At 70.1% G+C, this 10,836-nt stretch carries 11 protein-coding genes; 7 read left to right on the top strand and 4 right to left on the bottom strand.

Going from position 1 to position 10,836, the window contains the following annotated elements; translation table 11 throughout:
• The 5 genes from ABEA33_RS14635 to aqpZ all read left to right on the top strand — a co-directional run.
• A partial coding sequence (locus ABEA33_RS14635; RefSeq protein WP_345527543.1) for an acyl-CoA dehydrogenase family protein occupies window positions 1-616 on the top strand: 616 nt, incomplete at its 5' end.
• A gap of 50 nt (window positions 617-666) precedes the next feature.
• The gene (locus ABEA33_RS14630) at window positions 667-3,447 is read left to right on the top strand and encodes an alpha-amylase family glycosyl hydrolase (protein ID WP_345527542.1); all 2,781 of its coding nucleotides are present in this window, start codon (window positions 667-669) and stop codon (window positions 3,445-3,447) included.
• Between the two features lie 89 nt (window positions 3,448-3,536).
• Window positions 3,537-3,743 carry a hypothetical protein gene (locus ABEA33_RS14625; protein ID WP_345527541.1) on the top strand — a complete coding sequence of 69 codons (207 nt, stop codon included), beginning with the start codon at window positions 3,537-3,539 and terminating at the stop codon, window positions 3,741-3,743.
• A gap of 44 nt (window positions 3,744-3,787) precedes the next feature.
• Window positions 3,788-4,807: a LacI family DNA-binding transcriptional regulator gene (locus ABEA33_RS14620; protein WP_345527540.1), complete on the top strand. Its 1,020-nt coding sequence runs from the start codon at window positions 3,788-3,790 to the stop codon at window positions 4,805-4,807.
• Window positions 4,808-4,938: 131 nt separating this feature from the next.
• Complete coding sequence (aqpZ, locus tag ABEA33_RS14615) at window positions 4,939-5,685, top strand: aquaporin Z (RefSeq protein WP_345527539.1); 747 nt, start codon at window positions 4,939-4,941, stop codon at window positions 5,683-5,685.
• Between the two features lie 7 nt (window positions 5,686-5,692).
• Here the strand turns inward: aqpZ and ABEA33_RS14610 are convergent, their stop codons facing one another.
• Both ABEA33_RS14610 and ABEA33_RS14605 read right to left on the bottom strand, forming a co-directional pair.
• Window positions 5,693-5,839: a hypothetical protein gene (locus tag ABEA33_RS14610; protein ID WP_345527538.1), complete on the bottom strand. Its 147-nt coding sequence runs from the start codon at window positions 5,837-5,839 to the stop codon at window positions 5,693-5,695.
• Entirely contained in the window at window positions 5,836-6,414 is a 579-nt protein-coding gene (locus tag ABEA33_RS14605; RefSeq protein ID WP_345527537.1) for a TetR/AcrR family transcriptional regulator, read from the bottom strand. The genes ABEA33_RS14610 and ABEA33_RS14605 overlap by 4 nt, the downstream gene beginning before the upstream one ends.
• Window positions 6,415-6,550: 136 nt before the next feature.
• On the opposite strand from ABEA33_RS14605, the gene ABEA33_RS14600 reads away from it, so the two are divergent.
• Together ABEA33_RS14600 and ABEA33_RS14595 are read left to right on the top strand one after the other, a co-directional pair.
• The gene (locus ABEA33_RS14600; RefSeq protein ID WP_345527536.1) at window positions 6,551-7,345 is read left to right on the top strand and encodes a phosphatase PAP2 family protein; all 795 of its coding nucleotides are present in this window, start codon (window positions 6,551-6,553) and stop codon (window positions 7,343-7,345) included.
• On the top strand, window positions 7,276-7,650 hold the full coding sequence (locus tag ABEA33_RS14595; protein WP_345527535.1) for a DUF4267 domain-containing protein: 375 nt from the start codon (window positions 7,276-7,278) through the stop codon (window positions 7,648-7,650). The genes ABEA33_RS14600 and ABEA33_RS14595 overlap by 70 nt, the downstream gene beginning before the upstream one ends.
• 96 nt (window positions 7,651-7,746) lie before the next feature.
• On the opposite strand, the gene ABEA33_RS14590 is transcribed toward ABEA33_RS14595, so the two are convergent.
• Both ABEA33_RS14590 and pgfA read right to left on the bottom strand, forming a co-directional pair.
• Window positions 7,747-9,579, bottom strand: a complete 1,833-nt coding sequence (locus ABEA33_RS14590; protein ID WP_345527534.1) for a phosphoenolpyruvate carboxykinase (GTP) — start codon at window positions 9,577-9,579, stop codon at window positions 7,747-7,749.
• A 167-nt stretch (window positions 9,580-9,746) separates the two neighbouring features.
• On the bottom strand, window positions 9,747-10,643 hold the full coding sequence (gene pgfA, locus ABEA33_RS14585; RefSeq protein WP_345527533.1) for a cell envelope lipid trafficking protein PgfA: 897 nt from the start codon (window positions 10,641-10,643) through the stop codon (window positions 9,747-9,749).
• Between the last annotated feature and the right edge of the window lie 193 nt (window positions 10,644-10,836).

The following is a 10,836-nucleotide window of genomic DNA, read 5'->3' as shown; positions in this document are numbered from 1 at the left end:
CGACGCCGACGGCCTGATCGCCGATCCGCCCGAGCAGAAGATGGGGCTGACCGGGTCGGTGACCGCGACGATGCGCTTCGACGGCGTGCGGATCCCGGTGGAGCGCCGTCTCGGGGCTGAAGGCCAGGGACTGAAGATCGCGCTGGCCGGCCTGGACGCCGGTCGGCTCGGCATCGCCGCGGTCGCGACCGGGCTGGCCCAGGGGGCGCTGGACCACGCCGTTGCCTACGCGAAGAGCCGCGAGACCTTCGGCGAGCGGATCATCGACCACCAGGGGCTGAGCTTCGTGCTCGCCGACATGGAGGCGGCGATCGAGAGCGCCCGGGCGACGATGCTGCACGCCGCACGGCTCAAGGACCAGGGACTCCCGTACGGCCGGGAGGCGTCGGTCGCCAAGCTGGTCGCCACCGACAACGCGATGAAGGTGACCACCGACGCCGTACAGGTGCTCGGCGGCTACGGCTACACCCGCGACTTCCCCGTCGAGCGCTACATGCGCGAGGCCAAGGTGATGCAGATCTTCGAGGGCACCAACCAGATCCAGCGACTCGTGATCGGACGCTCCCTCGACCGCGGTGACGCGGGACGCTTGTCGGTTGTCGGCGCTCCCGTCTAGGTTGCAAGTCTCGTCACAACGATGTGACCTGGCTCACTCGGGAGTTCCAGATGCGTCTGCTGCTGCGTGCCCTGCCCGTACTCCTCGTGCTCACGCTGGCGCCGCTCGCGCCCGCCTCGGCAGACCCGCCGCGGCACCGCCATGCTGGGAAGTCCGACGGTGACTATGCCCGGCATGCCCTGCGCTCCGGGCTGACCGATCAGGACTTCTACTTCGTCATGGGCGACCGCTTCCAGAACGGCGACCCGGCCAACGACGAGGGCGGGCTCGGTGACGACCGGCTGGTCAGCGGGTTCGACCCGACCAGCAAGGGCTTCTACAACGGCGGCGACCTGGCCGGGCTGACGGCCGAGCTCGACTACATCCAGGGACTGGGCACCGACGCGATCTGGCTGACGCCGATCTTCAAGAACAAGGCGGTCCAGCTCGAGGACGGCCCGTCCGCCGGCTACCACGGCTACTGGATCACCGACTTCACCCAGGTCGACCCTCACCTCGGCACCAACGCGGAGCTCGGGGAGCTCGTCGACGCGGCGCACGCGAAGGGGATGAAGGTCTTCTTCGACATCATCACCAACCACACCGCCGACGTGATCGGCTACGAGGAGGGCGCGCGTACGGCGTACGTCTCGAAGGACGTGTCGCCCTACCGCACCGCGAGCGGACGTGTCTTCGACGACCGCGACTACGCCGGGACCGCGCGATTCCCCGAGCTCGACTCCGCCACGTCCTTCCCCTACACGCCGGTGCTCGACCCGGCCGAGGAGGACCTCAAGGTCCCCGCCTGGCTCAACGACCCGACGATGTACCACAACCGCGGCAACACGACCTTCACCGGCGAGGACAGCCAGTACGGCGACTTCTTCGGCCTCGACGATCTCTTCACCGAGCGGCCCGAGGTCGTCGACGGGATGACCGACATCTACCGGAGCTGGATCGGCGAGTTCGGCATCGACGGCTTCCGGATCGACACGATGAAGCACGTCAACGACGAGTTCTGGCAGGCGTTCGGCCCCGGCATCCTCGACTACGCCGACCGCCACGGGAAGCCCGACTTCTTCATGTTCGGCGAGGTGGCGCTCGACGGCAGCGACGCCGCCGCGAAGAGCTTCACGTCGCACTACACGACCCACGACGGGATGCAGGCGATCCTCGACTTCCCGTTCCAGGACGCTGCCCGTGGCTTCGCCTCCAAGAGCCTGTCGACCCAGCGACTCTCGGACTTCTTCGCCAACGACGACTGGTACACCGACGCCGACTCCAACGCGTACTCACTGCCGACCTTCCTCGGCAACCACGACATGGGGCGGTTCGGCTACTTCGTCACCGCTGACAACCGCACTGCCGATGGGACGCCGACCGCCGACGCCGCCGAGCTGTTGAAGCGCGACCGGCTCGGTCACGAGCTGATGTACCTCTCGCGCGGCAACCCGGTCGTCTACTACGGCGACGAGCAGGGCTTCACCGGCACCGGTGGCGACCAGCTCGCGCGACAGACGATGTTTGCCAGCCAGGTGCCCGAGTACCAGGACGACACCCAGATCGGCACCGACCGCACCGGCGCCGACGACAACTTCGCGACCGACCACCCGCTCTACCAGGCGATCGGCAGCCTCGCTGCCGTGACCGACCGCTACCCGGCGCTGCGCAACGGCGCCCAGCAGGTCCGCCTCGCCTCCGACGGCCCAGGCCTCTTCGCCTTCTCGCGGATCGACCGGCGGCACCAGCGCGAGTACGTCGTCGTGCTCAGCAACAGCGAGCAGGCTGCCTCCGGCGCGGTACCGACCTACCTCCGCAAGGGCAGCTTCTCGCGGGTCTACGGCACCGGTCCCGCACATCTCAAGACGGACCGCCACAGCGAGCTCTCCGTGAACGTGCCCGGGCTCTCGACGGTCGTCTATCGCTCGGACGCCCCGATCCCGCGCTCACACCGGGCTCCCGGCATCAGCCTGCGCGCGCCGCAGCCGAGCGACGTGTCGCGAGGTCGGATGCACGTGGCCGCATCGGTCGCAGGCTCCTCGTTCTACGAGGTGACCTTCCAGCGCCGGATCGGCCACGGTCCCTGGCGGAGCATCGGCACGGACGACTCCGCGCCGTACCAGGTCTTCGATGACGTCAGCACGCTGCGACCGGGCACGTCGGTGGACTACCGGGCCGCCGTCCTCGACAATGCCGGTCACACCCGCGGCACCTCCGCGCGCTCGGCGCGGGTGCCGTCGCCCTCGATCCGCATCTCCTCACCCGCCGGCCCGACGGTGACCGCGATCGACCCGGTGAGGCTCGAGGCGGCCGTGGACCCGGAGCGCGCGGCGCAGTCGGTGACCTTCCAGCGGCGGGTCGGCAGCGGCGCCTGGACCACGCTCGGCACGGACACCTCGTCGCCGGCGTACACGCTCACCGACGACGTCTCGGACCTGGCGATCGGTACGTCGGTCAGCTATCGCGCGGTGCTCCACGAAGGGTCGCTGCCCACCGTGACCAGCGACCCGGTGACGGTGACGACCGCCGATCCGGTCCCGCTGCGCAACAGCGTCACCGTCGCCGGCAGCCTCCAGTCCGAGCTGGGCTGCCCGGACGACTGGCAGCCCGGGTGCGCCGCCACCCATCTGGCCTTCGACACCTCGGACGGCCAGTGGCACGGCACCTTCACCCTGCCGGCCGGCAGCTACGAATGGAAGGTCGCGATCAACGACGCGTGGACGGAGAACTACGGCGTCGGCGGGGCGTCGGGCGGCGGCAACCTGGTGCTCGACGTGCCGGCGGGAGGTGGCAGCTACGTCTTCACCTGGGACCAGGTCACCAAGGTGCCGAGCGTGGCGCCCGCGGGATGACGTGGTTCTTTACCGGTCACTTGACCGGTAAAGCCACTCGGGGTTACTGTCCCGGTACAGCGTCATTCACCAAAGCCCGAGGAGGAGCCATGACGTTCGACCCCATCGCCGCCGACCTCGCCGTCCGCGCCGCCCGCGCCACCGCCGGCAGCGCTCGACCCGACGCCCCCGTGGTCCCGGACCGTCCGACCCGCACCCGTCCCACCGTCGCCGCCCGCAGCCGGGTCGCCGCCCGACTGCACGGCCTCGCCCACTGGGTGGAGCCCACGCCGCGCCGTACGGTCCAGCACGGGTGAGTCTCACCCCGGCCGTTGGGCAGACCCGCGATACTGGGTCTCCCATGGCCAAGGTGACCCTCCAGTCGATCGCGGACCGCGTCGGCGTCAGCCGGATGACGGTGTCCAACGCGTTCTCACGCCCCGACCAGCTCTCGGCCGACCTGCGGGCGCGGATCCTGACCGCGGCCGACGAGCTGGGGTACGTCGGCCCCGACCCGGCCGCGCGGGCCCTTGCCCGCGGCCGCACCGGTGCCGTCGGGATGGTGCTCAACGACCGGCTCAGCGACGCGTTCGAGGACGCGATCGCGGCCGAGTTCTTCGCCGCTGTCGCCGACACCCTGGCCGACAACGGCCTGGCCCTGACCCTGCTGACGCCGAGCCGGGACGACTACGTCCCCTCCCGCGACGTCGCGATGGACGGCGCGCTGCTCTACATCTGCGAGCCGGACTCGGTCGACCTCGCCTGGCTGGACCGACGCGGGCTGCCCCAGGTCGCGATCGACCAGCACAAGCGGGAACGGGTGGCCAGCGTCAACGTCGACGACCGCGGCGGCGCCCGCTCCGCCGCCCAGCACCTCGTCGACCTCGGCCACACCGGCATCGGGATCCTGACCCTGGCCGGCAACACCGGCGGTCCGTCGCCCAGCTTCCCCGCCGACCAACGGATGCTCGGTTGGCACGACGCCCTCGACGCGGCTGGCATCGAGCCGGTGGTCGCCATGGCGCCCTACCGCCCGGCGGCCGCCGCCGAGGACGCCGCGCTCACTCTGCTTGACCGGCCCGACCGACCGACGGCCGTCGTGTGCTTCTCCGACTCCTTCGCCCTCGGCGTGATCCGCGCCGCCGAGTCGCTCGGCCTGTCGGTGCCCGGCGACGTCTCGGTGGTCGGCTTCGACGACAGCTCGATCGCCGTCGTCACCCGGCCGCCGCTGACGACCGTCCGCCAAGACGTCGCCCGCAAGGGCCAGCTCGCCGTCGCGACGCTGCTGGCGACGATGCGCGAGCAGCAGCCGCCCGACGACGTACTGCTCCCCGCCGAGCTCGTCATCCGCGAGAGCACGGCACCGCCGCCGGCCACCTGACAGGTCACCCCGACAACCACCCGGAAGAAGTCCACCCGAGGCAGGACCTCAGGGTCCCCCACTCAGGCGTCGCGCATCGCCATACTCGGAAGTGGTTCGGCCGACCGGGCCGCGGACTCCTGGAGGAACACTTGGCAACCACACCCAGCACCACCAAGAAGCTAGCGGCCGAGTTCCTCGGCACCTTCGTCCTCGTGTTCGGCGGTTGCGGCACCGCCGTCCTCGCCACCAGCGGCGAACCCGGCGTCGGCGTCGGCTGGCTCGGCGTGGCCCTCGCCTTCGGACTCACCGTCGTCGTGATGGCGTACGCCGTCGGCCACATCTCCGGCGGGCACTTCAACCCCGCGGTCACCCTCGGCGCGGCCGCCGGCGGTCGGATCGCCTGGAAGGAGACGCCGTACTACATCGGCACCCAGCTGGTCGCCGGCATCGCCGCCGGCGCGGTGCTGCTGCTCATCGCGAGCGGTCGCGACGGCTTCTCCGCGAAGGACAGCGGCTTCGCCTCCAACGGGTACGGCGACCGCTCACCGATGGACTACAACCTGCTCGCCTGCCTGGTGATCGAGGTGCTGCTCACCGCGATCTTCATCTGGGTGATCCTCGGCGCGACCGACACCCGCGCGCCCAAGGGCCTGGCCCCGTTGGCGATCGGCCTGTCGTTGACCCTGATCCACTTGATCAGCATCCCGGTCACCAACACCTCGGTGAACCCGGCGCGCTCGATCGGCGTCGGCCTCTTCGCCGGCAGCGATGCGATCGCACAGCTCTGGCTGTTCATCCTCGCGCCCGTCGCCGGTGGCCTGATCGCCGGCTTCACCTATGCGTTCCTGCTCGGTGACGACGAGGCGGTCAGCCTGCCGGAGGCCATGGAGAGCTAGTGTCGCCTCAGGTCGCGATGAAGAGGATCTCGTCGCGGCCGTACTTCATCTCCGGGTGCACCTCCGCGAGGTGCTGCTGGGTCAGCTCGACGAGCTCGTCCTCGTCCTTGCCCTTGACCACTTCGCCGCACGGGCATGTCAGTCGTGTCTTCATGTCTTCAGCGTAGAACGCGTTCCAACCGTGGGTGCCAGCACCCGGGCCGACACGTCGACCAGGCTCGCGGCCAGCTCCGCGGCGCTCGGCCGGTCCGGGCCGGCGTCCTGCAGCAGCCAGCTCCGGACGGCCCCGAGGAACCCAGCCGCGGCGTACCGCAGCACCGGCGGCGTCGCACTCGGAGCGTGCTGCGCGAGCTGCTGGACCAGCCAGGCCTCGACCGCGTCGCGGGAGGCGGAGAACGCCATACCGCTGCCGATCGTGCGCTGCCAGGCGTCGCGCTCGCCGTCGAGCTCGATGAGCCAGGCGAGCAGCAGGCGGTACGACGTCTCGGGTCCGTCGGCCTCCGGCAGCTCGGCGCGCAGGTGCCGGAAGCGACCCTCGATGCCGGCGACGGCGACCTCGTCGAGGTTCGCGAAGTGCTGGTAGAACGTCGGCCTGCTCAGGCCCGCCTCGGTGCAGAGGGCGGATACCGAGATCTCGCGGGGCTCACGGGTGCGCAGCAGGGTGGTGAGCGCGTCGGTCAGCTGGGCGCGGCTGCGCTCGACGCGCGGGTCGCCGTGGGTATCTGACACCGCCGGTCCACCTCCTCCCGATGAGTACGTCCGATGAGTCAACGGCGTGTGACGAGTCTGACCCCAGTGTGGAGTGGCTCGTTCGCACCCCGTTAATTTACAGTTGTAAGAGATCTGGAAGAAGGGCAGGAAGTCGATGGCGGTGAGCACGGTCGCGCCGACCGCGTCCCGCCGTACCTCGATCCCGGAGGTCCTCCGCGAGGTCGCCCAGCTGCTGGCGGCCTTCCTCGTCTACAACCTCGGCCGCGTGCTCGCCACCCAGGAGCTCGGCCGCGCCGACGCCCACGCCCACGGCGTGCTCGACGCCGAGCGGTGGCTGCGCCTCCCGGCCGAGGCCACCCTCCAGACCTGGGCGCTCAGCCACGACTGGATCGTCGAGCTGGCCAACCGCTACTACGTCTCGGTCCACTTCCCCCTGACGATCGCCGTGCTGGTCTGGCTCTACCGCTACCGGCGACCGGCCTACCACTGGGCGAAGCGCGCCCTCCTCGGCGCCACCACCGTCGCGCTGGTCTTCACCGTGCTGCTGCCGGTGACGCCGCCCCGGCTGCTGACCTCGCTCGGGATGGTCGACACCGGCCACGCCGGCGGTCTCTCGATCTACCAGGCGCCGGTGCTGGGCAGCATGTCGAACGAGTACGCCGCGATGCCGAGCCTGCACGTCGGCTGGGCGCTGCTGATCGCGGTCGTGATGATCGCCGCGTGCCGGACCCACTGGCGCTGGCTGTGGCTGCTGCACCCTCTCGCGACGCTCTTCGTCGTGGTCAGCACCGCCAACCACTACTGGCTCGACGGCATCGCCGGCTCGGTCCTGGTGCTCGGGGCGTTGTGGCTGACCCGCCCGGGCTCTAGGGTCCGGCCATGGCACACGTCGACCGCGCAGCCCTCCTCGCCGGCTCCATCCGCCTCGCCTCGGGCGTCTCGTTCCTGATCTCGCCCGTCAAGGCGAACCGCTTCTGGGGCGACAAGGAGGACCCGGTCCCCACCACCCGCCTGCTGCTGCGGTCGATGGGTTACCGCGACGCCCTCATCGGCGGCGCGCTCGTCACGACCGCGCTACGCGGACGCGACACCCGCCGGTGGTTCCTCGCCTCCGGAGGAGCCGACGCGTCCGACCTGCTGGGCGGGCTCGCCGTCCACCACCAGATGTCGCGCTCCCAGCAGCTGATCGGCCTCGGCGGTGCCGTCGTCGGCATCGGCGTGGGGCTCTGGGGGGCGGCTCGGCCGCGGCGCTGAGATCGCATGTGACGCGGTGTTGTGGGGTCCGTGATCCCGTTCTAACGGGTTCCCAGTTCCCCCAACACCGCGTTACAGCCGACGGTACGGCGGAGCTCAGGCCTCCGCGTCGAGAGCGGCAGAGACCCGGCGGTGGGCCTCCCAGATCTCCTCGGGCACCCGCTCGAACGCCTTGAGGTGCTCCTCGCGGAAGCCCATCTCCTGACGCCACCGCGCATTGTCGATGGTCAAGATGATCTCGAGGTCCTCGGGAGTGATGTCGACGCCGTCGAGCTCGAGCTCCTCCACGGTCGGGAGCACGCCGACCGGCGTCTGCCGACCGGTGACCTCGCCGTCCTTGAAGCGGGCCAGCCAGAGCAGTGCGCGCAGGTTGTCGCGGTAGCCGGGCCAGCGGAAGTGGCCGTCCTCGCCGCGCTGGAACCAGTTCACGTGCGCGAAGATCGGCCGGTCGGTGGCAGAGCCGATGATCTTCAGCCAGTGCGCGGCGTAGTCGCCCTCGCCGTACGCCATGAACGGGCGCATCGACATCGGGTCGTAGCGCAGCTGGCCGTCGACACCCTCGGCGGCGAAGGTCGCCTCGGCGCCGAGGGTCAGGCCGTCGTACACACCCTCGGCCAGGTCGGTGATCGCGCGGACCAGCGGCTCGCGGTCACTGGTGCGGCCGCCGAAGATGATCGCGTCGATCGGGACGCCGGCGGGCGCCTCGAAGTCGCCCGCGACGTTGGGCACGTTGGCCAGCGTCGTGGTGAAGCGGCTGTTGGGGTGGGCCCACGGCGACGTGTCGTCGGCCGCGCGCTCCGAGATCAGCTCGCCCTTCCAGTCCTGCCAGCCGGTGACGTCCTCGGGCGGGTTCTTCGTCATGCCCTCCCACCAGACCTCGTGGGTCTGGGGGTTGTAGGCCACGTTGGTGAAGATGACGCCGGAGCCCTCGCCGATCGAGTCGAGCGCGGTCGGGTTGGTCTTCTCGTTGGTGTCCTTGGCGACGCCGAAGACGCCGTTCTCCGGGTTCATCCCGTAGACCCGACCGTCGTCGCCGACCCACAGCCACGCGATGTCGTCGCCGTAGAACTCGACGTGGTAGCGGTCGCCCAGCGCGTCCGGCGCCAGTGTCATCGCGAGGTTGGTCTTGCCCGACGCGCTCGGGAAGCCACCACAGATGTGCCAGCGCTTCCCGGTCTCCTTGTCGGTGATGCCGAGCAGCATGAACTGCTCCGCGAGGAACGCGCCCGACGCGCGGCCGTCGTAGCAGGCCTGCCGCAGACCGTGGGCGATCTTGCCGAGCAGCGCGTTGCCGCCGTACGACGAGCCGTAGTGCAGGATCGTCCGCTCGTCGGCGACCGTCGCGAAGTAGCGCTGGTCCTCGGGGGTGCCCTGGCCGAGGTTCTCCAGGTCGCCGGTGACGTGGACGGCGCGTACGAAGCTGTCGGGGTCCTCGAGGTTGTCGACGTACGACGACCCGACACGCGACATCCGCATCATGTGCAGCACGACCGGGCGGCTGTCGGTGAGCTCGACGCCTGCGGCGTACTGCTCCAGCGGCGATCCGGGCGGCGCCATCAGGTAGGGGATGACGTACATGGTCTTGCCCGCCGAGGCGCCGCGCATCCGCTCGGTGAGCAGCTCCGTCATCTCGGCCGCGGGCTTCCAGTTGTTGTAGGCGCCCTTGTCGGACTCGTTGCTGGTCGCCACGACCGTGCGCTCCTCGGAGCGGGCGGTGTCCTTGTAGTAGCTGCGCGAGTAGTACCGACCCTCGCCGGCGGGCAGCAGCTCGCCTGCGTCGAGCGCCTCCTGCACCAGGCGGGCGTCGTCCGCAGCGCCTACGACCTCGACCCGGTCGGGCTGGGTGATCGCTGCCCAGTGAGCCACGTACTCACGCACTCGAGGGTTGGTGAGCCCAGCCTCGTCCAGCGCGGTGTTCACATCGACCATGTTCGTCGCAACCCTCTCGATCCGTCAGCAGTGCTCGGCACGGTACCCAAGATGGCGAGAACCGTAGCCGCCGGGTAGGGCCGAAGTGCCCAGATCCCAGTGCACACTGTGCTTTCGTCTTCCGAGGGCTTAAGTACCGGGGTCCGAAAATGACCCTCCGCGCCGGACTACGCCGCGTCCGGCGTACGTCGGCGCAGGAGCAGGAGGCCCAGCCCGACGACGAGCACGATGCCGCCGGCGACGTACCCGACGACGGGGACGACGGTCTCGAGGAGCCGCAGGCTGGAGATGTTGTCGTTGGCGTCGTCGACGTTGGTCTGGACCTGGTCGTCGGTGAACGCGAGGTCCAGGTCGAGGATCTTGCCGACGCCGTCGGCCACGCGCTCCTGGTGCACGACCTGCTTGATGATCGCGCCGGTCCGCGGCTCGATGTAGTAGTCGGTGGTCTGCAGGTAGCTGCCGGTGACCCCGTCGATGACCTCGATGCCCTCGGCACTCGCGTCGGCCTTGTAGAGGTAGGTCTCGAGCCCATCGATCTCCTCGGTGCCCTCGTACGTCGCGTCGACCGCGGCGCCGAGCATCCCGTCCCAGACCGGGTAGGTCTTCTTCTCGGAGCCGAAGGGCCACTTGTTCTGCAGGCCCTCCTGCTGCGGTGTCCCCTCGGGCACGTAGTCACCGTTGTCGACGGTGAGCGCCGTCGTCCGGTCGGTCGCGAAGACCTCCGTCTCGGCGCTGACCAGGCGGCCCTGCGGGTCGTCGGCGTCGACGCAGCCGTCGACGTCACCCTCGTCGCGCACCACGCACAGCGAGGTGGTCCAGGCGACGACGTCGTCGTCCGAGGCGTCGGCGTCGACCTGGTTGACACTGAACGCCTGCACCGGCGACTCCTGCAGGCTCAGGTCGTCACCGCCGGCCACCTGCGCACTGCCCGAGAGGTACGTCGTGTTGTCGGTGTCGAGCGGGGTTCGCTCGATCTGCCCCGGCGCCCAGACCTGGGCTACGACGGCGGCGACGACCAGGAAGGCGCCGAGGCCGATGAGGATCGGGGCGAGGATCTTGCGCATGGTGATGAGTGACTTCCGTCCGACGAAGTGAGAGGCGCCGGATGGGCGCTACCGGGCAGTAGCGTAGAGCGCGCCCCGGCCAACCGGACTCCATGGCTCCGATATCGCGATCGTGGCCACCAGTCCTCGTCGGAGGCCAGGACCCCCATCGTCGACATCGCGCGCCAGTCCCTTCGAGGTTGCGCTGCGCCAG

It is taken from the genome of Nocardioides endophyticus, from assembly GCF_039543845.1.
Classification (GTDB): Bacteria; Actinomycetota; Actinomycetes; order Propionibacteriales; family Nocardioidaceae; genus Nocardioides; species Nocardioides endophyticus.
This window is presented reverse-complemented; position numbering and strand designations above follow the sequence as displayed.